Origin of the sequence: Streptomyces daghestanicus (assembly GCF_020521275.1) — a bacterium.
Taxonomy (GTDB): Bacteria; Actinomycetota; Actinomycetes; order Streptomycetales; family Streptomycetaceae; genus Streptomyces; species Streptomyces griseoviridis.
The window spans coordinates 709,132-726,002 of the sequence record NZ_BNDX01000002.1 but is presented as its reverse complement, the minus strand read 5'-3'; the positions used below and the strand labels follow the sequence as shown (position 1 = coordinate 726,002).

The window sequence follows — 16,871 nt, the reverse complement described above, 5'->3', positions numbered from 1 at the left end:
GTTTTAACGCCCTTGTTTATTAAAGGTTGTTGCACTTCTCTGCGACCATAGGGCGACCCTCCCCCTTGGTCAAGACCAATGCGGAAGCGCGCCCCGGGTCTACCCGTCGGTAGCTTTTACTGACACTCTGTCTACGCACGTTCCCGTCACGCGCCACGACCAGGAGTGCCCATGTCCGCAACCGTCTCCTTCACGGCCCCCACGCCGCACGGCCCGCGCGACGTCACCGTGTCCTACGCGCGCGAGGGCCGCGGCGCACCGCTGCTCCTGCTGCACGGCATCGGCCACCACCGGCAGGCCTGGGACCCGGTGACGCACATACTCGCCGCCGAACGGGAGGTGATCGCCCTCGACCTGCCCGGTTTCGGCGCCTCCCCGGCGCTCCCCGCGGGCCTGCCGCACGACCTGCCGACGACCGCCGCCGTGCTCGCCGCGTGCTGCGCGGCGCTCGGGCTGGACCGGCCGCACGCGGCGGGCAACTCGCTGGGCGGCCTGCTCGCCCTGGAACTGGGCCGCCTGGGCCTCGTACGGTCGGTGACCGCGCTCTCCCCGGCGGGCTTCTGGACCGAGCCGGAGCGGCGCTACGCCTTCGGTGTGCTGACCGGGATGCGGGCGATGGCCCGGCGGCTGCCGGGGCCGCTGGTCGAGCGGCTGTCCCGCACCGCGGCCGGCCGCGGTGCGCTGACCAGCACGATATACGCGCGTCCCGGCCGCCGTTCACCGGAGGCGGTGGTCGCCGAGACACGCGCGCTGGCCGGCGCCGAGGGCTTCGCCGAGACCCTGCGGGCGGGCCGGCGGGTCCGCTTCACCGACGACGTCCCCGGCATACCGGTCACCCTCGCCTGGGGCACCCGGGACCGGCTGCTCGTGCCCCGGCAGGGACCACGCGCCAAGGCGGCCGTCCCCGGGGCCCGGCTGGTCCGGCTCCCGGGCTGCGGCCACGTGCCGATGAACGACGACCCCGCGCTGGTGGCCCGTGTCCTCCTCGACGGCAGCCGGGATCACCCGGCGAGCGCCTTGAGCACCTCCCCCAGCACGGTCCTGTTGTAGGGCATGCTCACGTGCGGGGTGTGATCGTCCTTGGCGAGGTCCTGGAGCACGATGTTCTTGACATAGGTGCCCTCCTCCTCCTTGAGGGCGCATGAGGTGTACGGCGTCACGACATCGTCGTACGAGGTGGCGATCACGGTGTGCCGGACGCCCCGGGTCAGCTCACCGGCCTTGGCCAGCTCCTTCTGGAACTCGCTGTCGTGCTGGAGCTGCGGCCAGGCGGGAACGAGCTTGGCGGCGGCCGTCTCCTCGATCAGGGCCTTGGCGGGGCCGATCTGCCGCAGGAGGTTCATCAGGCCCTGGGCGGTGACACCGTGGTTGCTGGGCGCGATGCCGACGAAGTTGTGCACCTTGGCGCCGCCGCCCATCTTGTTCATCCAGTAGCGCGGCATCATCCCGCCCTGTGAGAAGCCGACGATGTCCACCTTCTCCGCGCCGGTTCTCTTCAGCACCCTGTCCACGAACTCGCCGAGCTGCCGGGCCGACTCCCTGATGTCGCCCAGCCCGTAGATCTTCGGCTGGATGTGCTTGCCGTAGTCGAGCCGGAAGATCCGGTAGCCGTTCTGCCGGAGCAGGGGAGCCGCCTCGCTCCAGGTGTAGCCGCGGTTGCCGAAGGTGCCGTGGACGAGCACGACCGGGCGGGGGTGCTCGTCGCTCGGCGGCGAGTCCCAGTCGTCTTCCGCGCCGATCATGTCGTCGACGCTCGACACGACCACGGCGCCGGAGACCTGGGTGAGGGCGGCCACGCGGTTGGCGAGTTCCTTGACGTCGTCGAAGACGTTCTCCGAATTGAGGCCGGGAATCTTGGGAGGAGTGAGCATGGCGTGTCTCCTTTTCCTGGCCGTCGATACACCTGTCGGCAACCGACGGGTCCCTTGAGCCCCAAGTCTCCCGTCCAGGAAATGCGGGAACTATCCCTCGTCCGGGGGAAAGAATTCAGCCTTTCGCGCGCATAGGGACGGCTCCGGCGGGGGCGTAGCGGCGGCCGAGAGCACGCAGCAGACGCACGTGCCGGCTCCACCGGTGCGGCCGGGCGACCTCTCCGGTCAGGACGTGTTCGGCGCGGTCCAGCACATCCCGGAACACCGCGTCGTGCAGCGGCCGGACGACCAGCGCCCACACCGGCCACATCGGCAGCCGGGGACGCACCACCAGGGTGTGCCGCAGCACCGAACGCCGGTCCCCGAGCCGCTCGACACCGAACTCGTGGAAGCCCTGGAAGCCCCGTGGGCCGGTGAAGCGGAACCGCACCCACCGGCCGGGCACGTAGTCGCTCACCACGTACCGCACCGGCCCGTGCCCGCCCGGGACACCGACGGCCAGGGATCTCTCGAAGCGGATCGGGGGCCACTCGGCCGGCCAGAGGAGGTCGCCGGAGGAGCCCAGCGAATCGAGCAGGACCCCCACGGTCTCCGGCGGGGCGGGCAACAGGCGTTCGTGGACGTTGAGCACGGCGATCACGGGAACAAGGGTGCCGGGTGCCGGGCACCGGGGGGAATTCATCGAAGGGCGAGCCGCACCGCATCCGAGGCGTTCACGGGCGCCGTGCGCGCCGTCGTATTCACGCCTCACCCCCTTTCACACCCCGCCCGCCCTTTCGCGCCCGCACGCACCGGAAAGAAGCGGGACGGAAGAGGTCGGGCGGATGGCCGGATCACATCGCCCCGGTATGCCGGTCGCAAGCGACCGGTCCTTGCCCCAACTCGCTTCTGGCGAGCGGCCGATGGGCGGAACGGACCCGCGTTCGACCACCGGGGGGCGAAGACCGGCCAAAGGTCGGCGCGACGCCCGAGCGGGCGGAGGGGGACGGCGGCGGCCGAGCGTAAAGACTGATGAGGAAGAAACCAGCGCGGACACCAGGAAGACCCGGCAGGGCCGCACGCGAAGGAGGTCGGTCATGGCCGCACGGCCCGAGGTTCCCGGTTCCGGCCGCGAGGAGGCCGGCCGGCCACCGCTGCCCCGGGCGTGGCAGCCGCTGCTCGCCCGGCCGCCGCTGGCGGAGCTGCTCGGCGACCCCCTGGCGGACGCCGCGCTCGCGGAGATGGCCCGGCTGCTGCCGACGCCGGTGGCGCTGCACTCGCTGCGGACGTTCCTGCTGGCCGACGCGCGGGCGCGGGCCGGCGAGACGGCGTACGACCGGGTCGGCCTGCTGGCCGTCGCGGCGTTCCACGACACCGGGCTGGTGGGGCGCGGGCCGCTCGGCCGGGGCGGATTCCCGGCCCGGGGCGCGGAGTTGCTCGACCGCTTCCTCGCCGGGCGGCAGGTGGACGACGCCCGGCGCCGCGCGCTGACGCGGGCGGTGCGGGAGCACATGCGGCCGTTCCCCGCGTCCGGCTGGGGGCCCGAGGCCCGGCTGCTGCACTTCGGTGCCTGGCTGGACGTCACCGGCCGCGGTGACCGCCGGCTGCCGGGCGAGCGGCGCCTGTTGGCCGAGCTGGCGCCGACGCCCTGGTTCGCCCTCTCCTTCTGCGCCCGGGTGGCGGCCTGTGTGCCGCGCCGGGTGCTGCCGGCCCGGCACGCCGCCCCGCGGTGAACCGCCGGCCGGGCTGTTCGCTTCTCCCGTCGCGAAAGGACCGTAGAACATGCAAGAGGACCAGCGGGATTTCGATGTCGCCATCGTCGGTGGGGGCATCGGCGGGACCATGCTCGGGGCGATCCTCGCCCGGCACGGCGTGCGCACGCTGCTGCTGGAGGGCAGCGGGCATCCCCGGTTCGCCATCGGGGAGTCCACCGTTCCCGAGACCACGTTCGGCCTGCGGGTCCTGGCCCGCCGTTACGACGTCCCCGAGATCGAGCACCTCGCGACCAACGGGGCGCTGCGCCGGCATGTCTCGTCCAACTGCGGGGTCAAGCGCAACTTCGGCTTCGTCTACCACCGGGAGGGCGAGCCCACCCGGGCCGAGGAGTGCACCCAGTACCCCACCTGGGGGCCGCCGCTGGGCCCCGACTCGCACTACTTCCGCCAGGACGTCGACGCCTACATGTTCCACGTCGCCGTCTCCTACGGCGTCACCGCGCACACCCACACCCTCGTGGAGGACGTGAAGTTCGAGGACGACCACGCCACCCTGATCACCCGGGACAAGGGCACCTTCCGCGCGAGCTACGTGGTGGACGCCGGCGGGATGCGGGCGATGCTGCCCGAGCGGCTCGGGCTGCGGCAGGAGCCGCCGTACCGCACCCGGTCGCGCACGATCTTCACGCACATGGTGGACGTGCGGCCGTTCGACACCGTGGCGCCGCCGCGCGAACAGCACAAGATGCCGAGCCCCTTCAGCCAGGGCACGCTGCACCACATGTTCAAGGGCGGCTGGCTCTGGGTCATCCCCTTCGACAACCACACCGGCGGAACCAGCGGGCTGTGCAGTGTCGGGATCAATCTCGACCTCGACATGTACCCGCGGCCCGAGGGGGTGCCGGCGGAGGAGGAGTTCTGGCAGCACATCGCGCGGTTCCCCAGCGTGGCCCGGCAGTTCGAGCGGGCGCGGCCGGTGCGGCCGTACGTGTCGACGGACCGGACGCAGTTCTCCTCGCAGCAGGTGGTGGGTGACCGCTGGTGCCTGCTGCCGCATGCCAGTGACTTCATCGACCCGCTGTTCTCCAGCGGCCTCGCGGTGACGGTGATGTCGCTCAACGCGCTCGGCCACCGGCTCATCGACGCGGTCCGCCAGGACGACTTCGACACCGCCCGGTTCCAGTACCTGGAGCACTGGACCAAGCGCATGTTCCGCTTCTACGACGACCTGGTGTCGTGCAGTTACATCTCCTTCGACGACTTCGACCTGTGGAACGCCTGGAACCGGGTGTGGACCATCACCACGCTGTACGGCACCAACGCCCAGAACCAGGCCGCCGTCGCCTTCGAGAAGACCCACGACCGCTCCTGCTTCGACGCGCTGGAGCTGCCGCCCTACCGGGGGCTCCAGGGCGTCGACAACCCGTGGGTGGAGCGGCTGTTCAACCAGTCCCGGGACGCCGTACTGGCCTACCGGGACGGTGAGGCGACCAAGGAGCGGACCATCGCGCGGATCTACGAGCTGCTGCGCGAGAGCGAGCTGTGCCCGGCGGTGTGGGGGACTCTGGACCCCGAAGACCGGTGCCCCGCCGGGGTGTTCACGCTGTGGCCGCTGACGAAGATCCTGCTCTGGGGGAAGTTCCGCTCCCCGCGGCACGTGCGCGGCGCGTACTTCACCGGGGGCGGCCGGATGATCGCCAAGGAGGCGGCCGAGGTGTACGCCGGCGAGCTGCGGGCGGGCGCCACCCAGGCGCACCAGACGCTGCGGGACATGTGGTTCAACTGGAACCGGGACTGGGCCAAGCGGCCGGCTCCGCGCCCGGGGGCCGCCCCGACCCGGGACTGACCGCCGGAAAATCATTGCCGCGGACTCCGGAGACACATATTCCGGTTTGCCGCCCCAGGGGCTCGGGTAGGAAAAGCGCGTGGCCGCCGGAAACATAAACCGGCCGCCGATTCCCCTGCCTGAAACCGAGAGACAACGGGCTGCAATCCACAATGGCGCCACATTCCACCTGCCAATCGCCCGCTGCATGCTCCTGGGAAGACATCTTCCAGCACCAGGACCGCCTCATGCGGTTGGTTCGACGACGACTGCCGAGTTTTCAGGACGCTGAAGACTGTGTTCAGGAAACCATGGCCAGAGCAGCCGCACACGCCACCCTGGACAGGAATCGACTGGGTCCTTTTCTGACCTCCGTGGCGCTTCGCCTCTGCATCGACTTCTACCGCGAGATGGAGCGCCGCAGCAGGTTGTTGCAGCGTGCGGCACTCCTGGACTTCTCCGGCACGACCGAGGAGGACGTCTGTGACGAGGATTTCGGCAGATGGCTGCTGAGCCAGGTGGAAAAACTGCGCGGCCGGGAGCAGGAGATCATACTGGCTCGCGCCGCCGGCATCTCCACAGCGGAGTTCGCCCGCATCCACAATATCTCCGTGAAAGCGGCTGAAGCCGCCTTCACCCGAGGTCGGGCACGTCTGAAGACGGCGTGTGCCAGGGCCCTGGAGGGCTGCGCACGATAATGCCGCGACAGGCCGCGTCCCCGCATCACCCCATTTCCCGGAAAACATCCGCGGGAATGGGTCCGCCATCCCGTCTGCGTACACCGCAGTAAAGGAAAGGAAGCCCCTCTCATGTCCAAGAGCATCCAGGACATCATCAAGGACCTGATCGGCGACATGGCCGACAGCGGCAAGGAGGCGTTCGACGACCTCCTCGACCGGGACGACCGGGACGACTGGGACGACTGGGACCGCGACCGCGACGGCTGGCGGGGACGGGGCAGGTCCACCTATTTCGGCCGGGACGACTGGTACGACCGCGACCGCGACGGGTGGCGGGGACGGGGCCGGGGCAGGTCCACCGACTCCGGCCGGGACGACTGGTACGACCGCGACCGCGGGCGGGGACGGGGCAGGTCCACCGATCCCGCCGCGGCGCCGGCCGGGCTGCCCGCGGGCGCCCTGGGCGCACTGACCGGCTCGGGCGGTCCGCTCGCGGGGCTCGCCGGGGGTGCGGCGGGCGGTACCGATCCGCTCGCCGCACTGGGCGGTGCCAACCCGCTCGCCGCACTGGGCGGCGGTGCCGCGAACCCCCTGGCGGCACTCAGCGGGCTCAACCAGCTGGCCGGCGGGGTCGGGCACGCGGCTTCCGGAACGGGTGACGTCCTGTCGTCGGTCGCCGCGCTGCCGAGGCAGATCAACCAGCTCGGCGAGATGATCACGCAGCTGGTGCAGGTGCTCCAGAACAACCCGGTCAGCCAGGCGGCCTCCTCGGCCGGTCAGGCCGCCTCCGCGGCGAGCGGCGCGGCCCGGGCGGCGAGCGACGCCGCCAAGGGGCTCACCGGAACGACCGGTGCGCTGGGCTTCAAGGGCGTCGAGTCGGTCCTGCCCAGGGTCTGACGCCTCCGGTCCCGTCCACCACCGTCCCGCCGTCCCGCTGCGCCGGGCACCCTCCGGCCGACGGCCATGGCCTCCGCTGCGCGATCCACGCCGTGCAGATCTTCGCCGTACCGATCTCCGCAGTGCTGATCCCCGCAGTGCCGATCTCCGCAGTACCGATCGAGGAGGAACCCTCACCATGCCGTCTGCCGTCGGCGACCGGCTGCGTCTCGTGGTCAAGGTCCTGGGAAGCCTCGTCGCCGACGAGGTGGGCCAGGCGACCCGGCTCAGGCGCCGGAAGCGGGACACCCCGCTCCCGGCGGCGTCCGACCGGGCCCCGGACGGGGCACCGGAGGACGTCGCCGGGAGCGAGCTACGGCGTGCCAAAGCGGTGCGCCGCGCCCTGGAGAGCCTCGGCCCGTTCTACGTGAAGCTGGGCCAGATGCTCTCCACCCGGCCCGACATGGTCCCAAGGTCGATCCGGGACGAACTGCAGAACCTGCACGACCAGGTCGACATCCAGCCGTTCTCCGTCTTCGAGCCGGTCCTCGCCCAGGACCTGGGCGAGGACTGGAAGCTGCGCTTCGACGACGTCGAGACCGTCAAGCCGCTCGGGGCGGCCTCCCTGGCCCAGGTCTACCGGGTGACCCTGCCCGGCGGCCGGCCCGCGGTGGTGAAGATCCAGCGGCCCGGCATCCGGGAGGGTGTCCTCGCGGACATGGCGCTGATGCGCAAGGCGGCCCGGATCGTCGCCCGGGTCGCGCCCCGCTTCAACGAGGTCATCGACATCGAGGCGATGCTCGGTTCCGTCTTCGACGCGATGGAACCGGAGCTGGACTTCACCGGCGAGGCCCGCAACATGGACGAGGCCCGCGAGCACGTACGGGCCTTCCGCAGCCTGGAGGTGCCCCGTGTGCTGCACGCCGGTCCGCGGGTGCTGGTCCAGTCGCTGGCGGCCGGCACCCCGCTGCACCACGTCGACCGGGCGCACTTCACCGACTCCGAGCGCATCGAACTGGGCAAGGACCTGCTGCGGTTCATGTACCACGGGTACTTCGTGCACCGGTTCTTCCACGCCGACCCGCACGCCGGGAACATCTTCGCCGCGCCGGGGGTGCCCGCCACGGTGATCGACTGGGGCATGGTCGGCCGCCTGGACCGCCGTACCAGCCTGCAACTGCTGCCCCTGTTCATGACGATCGCGCAGAACGACGGTGCCGGGCTGGCCCAGCACTGGGCGGAGATGGGCCGGGTGACGCCCTGGGCCAACATGCCGGCCTTCATCTCCGACATGTCCGCGTTCGTGCCCAAGGTCTCCCATCTCTCCCTGGAGGACATGAACTTCGGGGTGGCGCTGACCACCGTGCTGGCCAAGGCGAGCCGGCGGGGCATCGGCTCCCCGCCGGCCGTGTCGTTGCTCGGCAAGTCCTTCGCCAACCTGGACGGCTCCATCCGTCACCTGGCGCCGGAGATCACCCTGCCCGAGGTGTTCCAGGGCGAGGTGCCGCGCATCATGCTCGCGCTGGGCAAGGAGTTCCTCGGCCGGCACCAGTTCGCCCGCAACTCGATGGAGCTGCTGCTCACCGCCGTCACCAGCCCCGAGCAGGTCCGCGGCGTGCTCTCCGACGTCGCCAACCGGCAGTTCGCGCTGAACGTCCACGAGCCGCGGACGCCCGCCTCGATGGGCGGCCAGCGTCCCACCCGTCCCTCCGGCGGCCTGCTGGCGCTGGGGGCGATGGCCTATCTGATCGGCCGCAACCACGGCCGCTGACCCCGCTCCCCACCACCACCGCTTACGGAGGTATCCATGCCGGACGCCGCAGAGCCCACGTCCCCGCAGGGTGTGCCCCTGCCCGACGGGCTCTCCAAGGTCGCCGTGTGGACGGCGTCGGCCCACGCCGCGGAACAGGAGCGCGCGACACCGTACGTCCGTGATCCGTGGGCCGCTGACTTCCTGCACGCGGCCGGGTTCCCGCCCGGGGGTCCGCCGGGGGACGGCCCGTTGCAGCGGCTGCTGCCCGACTGGGCGGTGGTGCGCAGCCGCTTCTTCGACGAGCACCTGCTGGCGGCGGCCCGGTCGGGCTGCCGCCAGGTGGTGCTGCTGGGCGCCGGTCTGGACACCCGGGCGTTCCGCCTGGAGTGGCCGCGCGGGGTGCACGTCTTCGAGGTGGAGGACCCGGCGCTGCTGGCCTTCAAGGAGCACGTCCTCGACTGGGCGCCGCCGACCTGCGGACGCCGCAGCACGGTCGGGATCTCCCCGACCGGGGCGTGGACGCGGGAGCTGTGCGCCCAGGGCTTCGACCCGGTCCGGCCCACCGCCTGGCTGGCCGAGACGCTGCTGTACCACCTGCCGCCGCGCGACGCGGAGTCCGTCGTCACCACCATGACGGAACTCTCCGCGCCGGGCAGCACCTTCGGCGCGGAGTGCGTCAACGCGCAGGTCAGTTCGTCCTCCCTGGTCACCCCGTTCCTGGAGGCCCTGTCCAGCACCGGGATCTCCTGGCAGTGGCAGCTCGCCGAGCCGGAGCGCTGGTGGGCGGAGCACGGCTGGGAGGCCACGGTGGCCGACCTGTTCACCCTGCCGTACGTGGTGCAGCGGCTGGCTCCCTGCCTGCCGCTGCTCGGCGAGGCCGCGGCGCGGACGGTGTTCCTGACGACCGGGACGCTCCGCGACCCGCGGTGATCACGTCCGCTCCAGCTCCAGCAGCGCCGCCAGCCACAGGTCGGGCAGTTCGTCCGCGGTGGGCAGGTTCTCGTCGTGCACGACGGTCAGGCAGGCGGTGTCGTGCTGGCTGGTCAGGGTCACCAGGCAGCGGATGCCGGAGGTCATGCCGGAGTACACGGCCGCCCACCGCGACGCCGCCCCCCGGTGCAGCAGCGGGGCGCCGAAGCCGACGCCGCTGGCGGGGCCGGACACGACCGCGCCGTTGACCAGGCGCACGCCGATCCGGGCGCCGAGCTGCCGGGGGGTCACCGCGAGCAGCGCCCGGAAGGAGTCGCGCCGGCGGCTCTCCTTCAGGCGCCGGGTACGCGCCGCCACCACGCGGACGGCCTGTCCGGGCGTGGGCTCGCCGCAGGGCAGCACCACCCGGGCGGTGACCATCCGGTTGCCGGGCGCGAACTCCTCCCCCGGTGCCCGGACCGACATCGGCACCGCCACCGGCAGCGGCGGGTGGACGGTGCCCGTCTCCTTCAGGTGCCAGGTGCGGACGGCGTACGCGAGGGCGCCCAGGTACACGTCGTTGACGGTGGCGCCGTGCGCCCGGCCGAGGGCGCGCAGCCGGTCCAGCGGGACGGTGGCGTGGCAGACGCCGGTGCGGCCGTCGACCGGGCCGTCGAAGCCCGGCTTGGGAGTGCCCGGGCCGAAGCCGGCCACCACGTCGCGGAGGACGCCGGCGAGGCCGCGCGGGGTGGGCCGGGCGGCGGGGGGCGCGGCGGGGTGCGCGTCGGTGCGGTCGTCGAGCAGGGCGCGGGCGGCGTAGGCGGCGCCCATGCCGTCCTGGACGGTGTGGTCGGTGCGGTAGCACAGGAAGTGGCGGCCGTCCGCGGCGTGCACCAGCCAGACCTCCCACAGCGGCCCGTCGCCGGTGGCCATGGGCCGGGACAGCAGCAGCCGGCCGGTCGCCGTGCCGTCGGTGTCCTCGGGCAGCCGCAGCTCGCGCACGTGCCGCTCCACCACCAGGGCGCCGGTGCGCCGGAAGACCCGGCCGTCCGGGGCCGGGCGGTAGGTGAGGACCGGGATGTGCGGGGCGCGCTCGGCGACCCGGGCGCGGACCGAGTCCAGGGCCGGCGCGGGGCCGTCGTAGGCGAAGACGAAGGGCAGGGGCAGCGGCCGGCCGCGGGTGGCCCGGCGGTAGGCCAGGTCGACGGTCCGCAGGGGCTGGGTCGGGGGGAGGGGGCCTTCGGTGGTCCGGCCGGGTCGCGTCGGTCGCATGGGGGCCTTTCTGTGGGGAGGTGCGGGTTCAGCCTGCCGTCCGTCGGGGGCTAGCGGTGCGAGCGGCGGGTGACGTGGCCGAGGGTGTCCACACCGGCCCGCAGCACTCCGCGTACGGGGCCTACGACCGGCAGGCGGGGGGCGCGGGAGCGGTGCCAGGGCAGCGGTTCGCCGGGCTCCGGCTCGCCGAGCAGGGCCGCGGCCACGTGCCGGCCGTGTGCGACGGACAGGGCGAGGCCGTGGCCGCAGCAGCCGCCGATGTACCAGACGTCGGCGAAGCCGGGGACCGGCCCGACCACCGGCAGGTCGTCGCCGGTCATGCCGATCCGGCCGGACCACCGGTGGGTGACGCGGAGGCCGGCCAGCTCGGGGTGGAGGGAGCGCAGCCAGCCCTCCAGCCAGCGCCAGGCGCGTTCGCCGCGCGCCCGCAGCCGGGCCGCGCCGAGCCCGGTGGGGACGGTCACCGTGCCGCCGCCGGCCACCATCCCACCGTCGGGGAGCAGCCGGAAGTACGGCGCCATGGGCACGGCGTCCACCAGAGCGCACCCCGCGCGCCCGCCCAGTGCCTCGTACGCCGGGGTGCTCAGCGGTGCGGTGGCGACGGCGTACACCTCCAGCGGCAGGACGGTGCCGACCGGCAGGCCGACCGCGCCGGCGGCGGAGTTGACCGCGAGGAGGGCCTGGCCGGCGTAGAGGCGTCCGTGCGGGAAGACCAGCTCGGGGCCGACCAGTTCGCCGGGGTGCACGGCGAGCAGCGGGCTGTCGCCGTAGAACCGGACTCCCTTGGCGGCGCAGGCGCGGGCCAGGGCGCACGTGAGGGCGGCCGGGTCGAGGGTGGCGGCGGGGCGGTACAGCAGTCCGGCGGTGCGGGGGACGCCGACCCGGTCGCGGACGCCCTCGGCGGACAGCACGGGGACGTCCAGGCCGAGCTGCCGGCAGGCGCGGGCCTGACGGGCGAGTGCCGTCAGGCCCGCGGGCGAGCGGGCGGCCACGATCTGTTCGCCGGGCCGCAGTCCGCAGGGCACGTCGAGCCGGGCGCACAGGTCGAGGACGTCCCGGACGGCGCGGACGCTGGCCTCGTACACGCGGCGGGCGGTGTCCGGTCCGAACCGGCGCACCGCGCGGTCGACGGCCGGACCGGCGCGGGGGCCGAGCAGGCCGGTGCCCCGGCCGCTGGCCCCGGCGGCCGGACCGCGCGCGTCGACGACGGCGATGTCCAGACCGGGGGCGCGTTCGGCGAGGTGGTAGGCGCAGGCGAGGCCGGCCAGGCCCGCGCCGACCACGGCCACGTCGGCGGTGACCACGCCGTGCAGTTGGGGCTGGGCGGGCAGTTCGGCCGGGTCCCAGGGGGGCGTGCCGGACGGGGAGCCGCTCATCCGGTGCCGTCCGGCAGGGATTCGGCGAGCCCCCGGAACCGGCGGTCGTGCCAGAGCAGGGGCCGGCCGCCGCCCACGTGGACGGCCGCGACCCGGCCGACGACCAGGTGGTGGTCGCCGTAGCGGCGGATGTCCTCGGTGAGGCAGACCGACCAGGCGAGGGCGCCGGGCAGCACGGGCACGCCGAGCACCTGGCGGGTGCCGGCGCCGGCGAACCGTTCGGCGGCGGTGGCCGCGGGGGACGCGAACCGGGCGGCCAGCTCCCGCTGTTCCTCGCGCAGCAGGTGCACGGCGAAGGCGCGGCGGGCGCGGGCGGCGGCGAGGGTGCGGGAGCCGTCGCGCAGACAGGCCAGGAGCAGCGGGGGGCGGGCGGAGAGCGAGGTGACCGCGGAGACGGTCATGCCGAGCGGCCCGTCCTCGCCGCGCGCGGTCACCACCGTCACCCCGGCGGCCAGCTTGGCGTACAGGCCGAGGCAGCGGGCGGCGCCCGGACCGGGTTCGGTGCGCAGCAGCGGGTCGGTCCGGTCAGCCACGGGCGGTGGCGGCGCGCTCATCGGTCACCTCCGCTCCCAGCAGCCCCTTGACGATCTCGCCGATGAGATGGCGCAGGGTGGATTCGGCGACCGGGTCGAGGATCTCGGCGAGGCTGGGGATGCCCAGGTCGAAGTCGGCGGTGAAGACGACACGGGTGCCGGTGCCGTGCGGCTCGCAGCGCCAGCCGCCGGAGAAGCTCTGGAAGTCGCCGCTGGTCTGTTCGAAGGCGAGGCTGTGGGTCTCGGGCGCGTAGCTGTCGCGTTCGCGCCAGCGCATCAGGCCGCCGCGGAAGACGACGGCCCAGTCGGAGACCGTGGAGCCGTCGGGCAGCGGCGGCTCCACCCTGACCTCGCGGACGGTGTCGGTGAATTCGGGGTAGCGGCGGAAGTCGCTGATCCTGCGGTAGGCCTCGGCGGGTTCCACCGCGTCGGTGAGCGCGTGCAGCACCACGTGGGGCATGGGTGGGTTCCTTCCCGGTCGGTCCGGAGGGCGGGGTGGGGTGGGGTCAGCCAGCCATGCGGGCGGCGGTGCTGCCGAGGGCGTCGGCGAAGGTGGTGAGGAAGAAGTCGAGTTCGGCGTCGTCGACCTCGGCCGGCGGGGTGAGCCGCAGCACCCGGGTGGAGTTGAGGGAATGGTTGACGAGGACGCCGCGGGCGATCATCTCCAGCAGGAGTTCACCGACCGCCTGCTCCTCGGCGAACTCGATGCCGATGAGCAGGCCCCGGCCGCGCACCTCGCGGACCAGACCGTCCTGGTACGGCGCGCAGACCTGGCGGACGCCGGCCAGGACGCGTGCGCCGAGCGCGCCGGCGCGGGCGACGGTGTGCTCGCGTTCCATCGTCTCCACGGTGGCGAGGGCGGCGGCGCAGGCGATCGGCGAGGCGCCGAAGGTGGAGGTGTGCAGGTAGGGGTCGCGGCTGAACGGGCCGTACGCCTCCGCGGTGGCGACCATGGCGGCGATCGGGACGACGCCGCCGCTGAGCCCCTTGCCGACCAGCATGATGTCCGGGCGCACGCCGTCGGCGTCGACGCCCCACCAGGTGCCGAGCCGGCCCATGCCGGTCTGGATCTCGTCGACGATCAGCAGGGCGCCGTAGGTGCGGCACAGCTCGGCGACGCGGGTGAGGTAGCCGGGGCGGGGGATGCGGACGCCGCCCTCGCCCTGGACGGGTTCGACGACGACGCAGGCGGTGTCGCGGCGGGCGGCGAGGGCCTGTTCGAGGTCGTCGGGGTCGTCGTAGGCGACCTGGGTGACATCGGGGAGGAGGGGCAGGAAGGGGGTCCGGTAGGTGTCGTTGGCGGTGACGCTGAGGGCGCCAAGGGTCTTGCCGTGGAAGCCCTTGCGGGTGGTGACGACGCTGGTGCGGCCGTGGGCGCGGGCCAGCTTGAGGGCGGCCTCGGTGGCCTCCGCGCCGGAGTTGACGAAGTGGACGTAGTCCAGGCCGGGCGGGGTGTGGGCGGCGAGCGCGCGGGCGGCGCGGGCGGCGACGGGTTCCAGGAAGACCCGGCTGGCCAGCGGGTGGGTGTCGATCTGCCGGTGGACGGCCTCGACGACGGCCGGGTGGCGGTGGCCCATGAGGAAGACGCCGTACCCGCCGAAGTTCAGGAAGCGGCGGCCGTCGTCGGCGTGGATCCAGGGGCCCTCGGAGCGGACCTCGGCCATGCCGCCCATGACCCGGCCCATCACGGCCCGGCCGGAGCCGATGTGTTTCAGGTACAGGTCGACGACGTCCTCGCCGGCGTCCGCGGGGAGGGCGGGAGCGGGGGGTGATACGGTCATGAGGCCACCTCCGTGGGGGTCTGCGCGGCGCGGCGGCGCCGCGGGGCGGGGCGGGCCGCGCGGTCGTCGGCCCAGCTCTCCAGGTTCCGGACGAGCGCGTCCCGGATGTCGCCGTGGGTCGGGCGGGTGCCGCAGTGCGGCCCGCCGAGGGAGCTGTCGAAGGGCAGTTCGCTCTGGAACACCAGCAGCAGTTCGGCGTAGTAGCGGAAGCGCTGGCGGACCGAGCCGGACAGGGCGGTGCCCTCCAGCATCGGCAGCAGCAGGCGGTGCACGGCCTCGACCGGGATGAGCCGGGGACGCTGCGGCCTGGGCAGTCCGAGACGGGCGGCGAAGTCGGCGCAGGTGTCGGCGATCTCCCGCAGCTCCACCGCCTCCTTGCCGGCGGTGAGCCAGTACTCGCCGCCGCCGACGCCGCCGCGGACCAGGTCGCCGATGGCGCGGGAGACGTAGTCCTGCGGCACCATGTCGATCCGGGCCTCGGGGGCGCCGGGCAGGACGGGGACCTGGCCCAGGACCATCGCGCCGATCGTCTTGGTCAGGCCCTGCTGTCCGGCGATCCGGCCGGTGACGGAGTCGCCCATGACGACGGAGGGGCGGACGATGGCGCCGGGCACCGCCGACTCGCGCAGGAGTTGCTCGGCGCGGGCCTTGGAGCCGAGGTAGGCGGCGGCGCCCGGGAAGCGCTCGCGGTCCTCGTCCGAGGGGGTGTTGGCGACGAACGCGGTGCTCACCAGGTACAGCGGCGCGTCGGCGCGGGCGGCGAGGTCGAGCATGGTGTCGGTGCCGAGGATGTTGGTGCGGGCGATCTCCTCGGGCGGCATCTGCCAGTTGGTGGCGGCCGCGGAGTGGATGACGACGTCGACGCGGAGGGCGAGTTCGTACCAGGCGCGGGGGCTGAGGCCGAGGCGCGGGGCGAGCAGGTCGCCCTCGATCTCGCGGACCCGGGGGTCCCCGAGCGAGCGGCTGCGGCGCAGGCAGAGCAGGTCGTAGTCGGGGGCGAGTTCGTCGATCAGGGCGCGGCCGAGCACGCCGGAGCCGCCGGTGAGCAGCAGGGCGGGGCGGGCGCCGGGGGTGGTGCGGGACGTGGGCGGGGCGGCGGGACGCGAGAGGTCTCGCGGCATGGTGGACTCCCGGGTGGGTTCGGCGGACGGGGCCGCCGGCGGTTCAGGCGATGGTGAGCGGGCTGTCCGCGAGGTAGGCGGAGAACGGGCCGGTCATGCGGGTGCGGGACGGCGGGTGCAGGGCCAGGCCGTTGGCGCAGGCGGCGAGGTGGCCGATCTCGTCGGAGGTCATGAAGTTGAGACCGCCGAGGAGTTCCACCGCGCGCGGGACGATCCGGCCGAGGGCGTCCTGGACGCCGTAGCGGGTGTACAGGGCCTGGGCGAGCGCGGACTCGCCGAGGTCCCCGGAGTCGACGCGGCGGGCGACGCCCTCGGCGGTGGCCATGGCGGCCTCCGTCTCGACGAACAGCCGGACCCGCTCGTGCTCGGGGATGCGGTCGTTGAGCAGCACGCGCTCCACCAGGGCGCTGGCCGCGCCGAGGTAGCTGCCGGTCATCAGCACCTGGAACCAGATGAGCCCGGCGGTCTGGAGCTCGTCGAGGCGTTCCCCGGCGGCGGTGGCGGTGCGCAGGACCAGGTCCGGGGGGACGAGGACGTCGGTGAGCGTGACCTGCTCGCTCTCGGCGCCGGCCAGGAACGCGCTGGACCAGAAGCCGCTGACGGTGAGGCCCTCGCTCTCGGCGGGCACCAGCGCCACGGCGAGTTCGTCACCCTGGCCGTCCTCGCGCGGGATCAGGACGCTGGCGGTCAGGATGTCCATGGAGTGCGCGAGGCTGCACGGCCGTTTGACGCCGTTGATGCGGATGCCGTCGGCGGTGACCGCGGCGGTCATCGACGGGTCGAGGACGCCGGAGCCGGCGCGGCCCTCGGCGAAGCCGGAGGCGATGATGCGGTTGCCGCCGGCGACGCCCTCGACGAGCATCCAGGCCAGGCCGTCGCCGAGGGTGCCGAGACCGACCAGGGTGGCCATGGAGAAGTGGTGCATGGTGGTCGCCACGGCCAGCGACGGTGAGCGGCTCCCGAGGGCCCGCTGCACCCGCAGCGCGTCCAGGGCGGTGGCGCCGCGCCCCTGGTAGGTCTCCGGGACGAGCAGTCCGGGGCCGCCGCTGTCCCGGAACAGCCGGATGCCGGGGCTGCCCGGCCGTTCCAGCTCCATCAGCGGGACCTCGCACAGGGCCGGATCGAGGTCCGGGAGGAGTTTGGCGAGGGTGGTGCGTTCACGCTCGAGGAATCTCATGGC

General features: G+C 73.4%; 16 protein-coding genes. 7 read left to right on the top strand and 9 right to left on the bottom strand.

The features are described from left to right. Positions 1–171 precede the first annotated feature (171 nt). Positions 172–1,050: an alpha/beta fold hydrolase gene (locus Sdagh_RS03475; RefSeq protein WP_189421498.1), complete on the top strand. Its 879-nt coding sequence runs from the start codon at positions 172–174 to the stop codon at positions 1,048–1,050. On the opposite strand, the gene Sdagh_RS03470 is transcribed toward Sdagh_RS03475, so the two are convergent. Further along, positions 1,002–1,871: an esterase/lipase family protein gene (locus Sdagh_RS03470; protein ID WP_190077869.1), complete on the bottom strand. Its 870-nt coding sequence runs from the start codon at positions 1,869–1,871 to the stop codon at positions 1,002–1,004. The genes Sdagh_RS03475 and Sdagh_RS03470 overlap by 49 nt on opposite strands. Positions 1,872–1,986: 115 nt before the next feature. Beyond that, positions 1,987–2,511, bottom strand: a complete 525-nt coding sequence (locus tag Sdagh_RS03465; RefSeq protein ID WP_306884938.1) for an SRPBCC family protein — start codon at positions 2,509–2,511, stop codon at positions 1,987–1,989. 436 nt (positions 2,512–2,947) lie between these two features. Here Sdagh_RS03465 and Sdagh_RS03460 point away from each other — a divergent pair, with 436 nt between their 5' ends. The 6 genes from Sdagh_RS03460 to Sdagh_RS03435 all read left to right on the top strand — a co-directional run bounded on the left by Sdagh_RS03460 (position 2,948) and on the right by Sdagh_RS03435 (position 9,629). After that, the gene (locus Sdagh_RS03460; RefSeq protein ID WP_189421496.1) at positions 2,948–3,583 is read left to right on the top strand and encodes a hypothetical protein; all 636 of its coding nucleotides are present in this window, start codon (positions 2,948–2,950) and stop codon (positions 3,581–3,583) included. 49 nt (positions 3,584–3,632) lie between these two features. Further along, positions 3,633–5,411: an NAD(P)/FAD-dependent oxidoreductase gene (locus tag Sdagh_RS03455; RefSeq protein WP_190077868.1), complete on the top strand. Its 1,779-nt coding sequence runs from the start codon at positions 3,633–3,635 to the stop codon at positions 5,409–5,411. A gap of 152 nt (positions 5,412–5,563) precedes the next feature. Continuing rightward, positions 5,564–6,088, top strand: coding sequence for an RNA polymerase sigma factor (locus Sdagh_RS03450; protein WP_189421494.1), 525 nt, complete (start codon positions 5,564–5,566; stop codon positions 6,086–6,088). A gap of 111 nt (positions 6,089–6,199) precedes the next feature. Further along, positions 6,200–6,967, top strand: coding sequence for a hypothetical protein (locus tag Sdagh_RS03445; protein WP_190077867.1), 768 nt, complete (start codon positions 6,200–6,202; stop codon positions 6,965–6,967). A gap of 178 nt (positions 6,968–7,145) precedes the next feature. Beyond that, complete coding sequence (locus tag Sdagh_RS03440) at positions 7,146–8,717, top strand: ABC1 kinase family protein (protein WP_190077866.1); 1,572 nt, start codon at positions 7,146–7,148, stop codon at positions 8,715–8,717. Between the two features lie 36 nt (positions 8,718–8,753). Continuing rightward, entirely contained in the window at positions 8,754–9,629 is an 876-nt protein-coding gene (locus Sdagh_RS03435; protein ID WP_189421491.1) for an SAM-dependent methyltransferase, read from the top strand. Here Sdagh_RS03435 and Sdagh_RS03430 read toward each other — a convergent pair whose 3' ends face one another. The 7 genes from Sdagh_RS03430 to Sdagh_RS03400 are packed head-to-tail and all read right to left on the bottom strand — an operon-like array spanning position 9,630 to position 16,868. Continuing rightward, the gene (locus tag Sdagh_RS03430) at positions 9,630–10,880 is read right to left on the bottom strand and encodes a wax ester/triacylglycerol synthase domain-containing protein (protein WP_190010997.1); all 1,251 of its coding nucleotides are present in this window, start codon (positions 10,878–10,880) and stop codon (positions 9,630–9,632) included. It lies immediately after the preceding gene. A gap of 50 nt (positions 10,881–10,930) precedes the next feature. Then, positions 10,931–12,256, bottom strand: coding sequence for an NAD(P)/FAD-dependent oxidoreductase (locus Sdagh_RS03425; protein ID WP_189421489.1), 1,326 nt, complete (start codon positions 12,254–12,256; stop codon positions 10,931–10,933). Next, positions 12,253–12,810, bottom strand: coding sequence for a flavin reductase family protein (locus Sdagh_RS03420; protein WP_190077865.1), 558 nt, complete (start codon positions 12,808–12,810; stop codon positions 12,253–12,255). The genes Sdagh_RS03425 and Sdagh_RS03420 overlap by 4 nt, the downstream gene beginning before the upstream one ends. Then, on the bottom strand, positions 12,782–13,249 hold the full coding sequence (locus tag Sdagh_RS03415) for an aromatase/cyclase (protein ID WP_189421487.1): 468 nt from the start codon (positions 13,247–13,249) through the stop codon (positions 12,782–12,784). Before Sdagh_RS03415 ends, Sdagh_RS03420 begins: the two co-directional genes overlap by 29 nt. Positions 13,250–13,295: 46 nt before the next feature. Next, complete coding sequence (locus Sdagh_RS03410) at positions 13,296–14,570, bottom strand: aspartate aminotransferase family protein (protein ID WP_190077864.1); 1,275 nt, start codon at positions 14,568–14,570, stop codon at positions 13,296–13,298. After that, positions 14,567–15,691, bottom strand: a complete 1,125-nt coding sequence (locus tag Sdagh_RS03405) for an SDR family oxidoreductase (protein WP_190077863.1) — start codon at positions 15,689–15,691, stop codon at positions 14,567–14,569. The genes Sdagh_RS03410 and Sdagh_RS03405 overlap by 4 nt, the downstream gene beginning before the upstream one ends. A 43-nt stretch (positions 15,692–15,734) precedes the next feature. Continuing rightward, positions 15,735–16,868, bottom strand: coding sequence for an acyl-CoA dehydrogenase family protein (locus tag Sdagh_RS03400; RefSeq protein ID WP_189421484.1), 1,134 nt, complete (start codon positions 16,866–16,868; stop codon positions 15,735–15,737). Positions 16,869–16,871 lie beyond the last annotated feature (3 nt).

Coding starts and splice junctions, on each gene's coding strand:
- Sdagh_RS03405 (WP_190077863.1), bottom strand. CDS start 15,691: ATGCCGCGAGACCTCTCGCGTCCCGCCGCCCCGCCCACGTCCCGCACC.
- Sdagh_RS03445 (WP_190077867.1), top strand. CDS start 6,200: ATGTCCAAGAGCATCCAGGACATCATCAAGGACCTGATCGGCGACATG.
- Sdagh_RS03410 (WP_190077864.1), bottom strand. CDS start 14,570: ATGACCGTATCACCCCCCGCTCCCGCCCTCCCCGCGGACGCCGGCGAG.
- Sdagh_RS03415 (WP_189421487.1), bottom strand. CDS start 13,249: ATGCCCCACGTGGTGCTGCACGCGCTCACCGACGCGGTGGAACCCGCC.
- Sdagh_RS03425 (WP_189421489.1), bottom strand. CDS start 12,256: ATGAGCGGCTCCCCGTCCGGCACGCCCCCCTGGGACCCGGCCGAACTG.
- Sdagh_RS03450 (WP_189421494.1), top strand. CDS start 5,564: ATGGCGCCACATTCCACCTGCCAATCGCCCGCTGCATGCTCCTGGGAA.
- Sdagh_RS03455 (WP_190077868.1), top strand. CDS start 3,633: ATGCAAGAGGACCAGCGGGATTTCGATGTCGCCATCGTCGGTGGGGGC.
- Sdagh_RS03440 (WP_190077866.1), top strand. CDS start 7,146: ATGCCGTCTGCCGTCGGCGACCGGCTGCGTCTCGTGGTCAAGGTCCTG.
- Sdagh_RS03460 (WP_189421496.1), top strand. CDS start 2,948: ATGGCCGCACGGCCCGAGGTTCCCGGTTCCGGCCGCGAGGAGGCCGGC.
- Sdagh_RS03400 (WP_189421484.1), bottom strand. CDS start 16,868: ATGAGATTCCTCGAGCGTGAACGCACCACCCTCGCCAAACTCCTCCCG.
- Sdagh_RS03430 (WP_190010997.1), bottom strand. CDS start 10,880: ATGCGACCGACGCGACCCGGCCGGACCACCGAAGGCCCCCTCCCCCCG.
- Sdagh_RS03475 (WP_189421498.1), top strand. CDS start 172: ATGTCCGCAACCGTCTCCTTCACGGCCCCCACGCCGCACGGCCCGCGC.
- Sdagh_RS03435 (WP_189421491.1), top strand. CDS start 8,754: ATGCCGGACGCCGCAGAGCCCACGTCCCCGCAGGGTGTGCCCCTGCCC.
- Sdagh_RS03470 (WP_190077869.1), bottom strand. CDS start 1,871: ATGCTCACTCCTCCCAAGATTCCCGGCCTCAATTCGGAGAACGTCTTC.
- Sdagh_RS03420 (WP_190077865.1), bottom strand. CDS start 12,810: ATGAGCGCGCCGCCACCGCCCGTGGCTGACCGGACCGACCCGCTGCTG.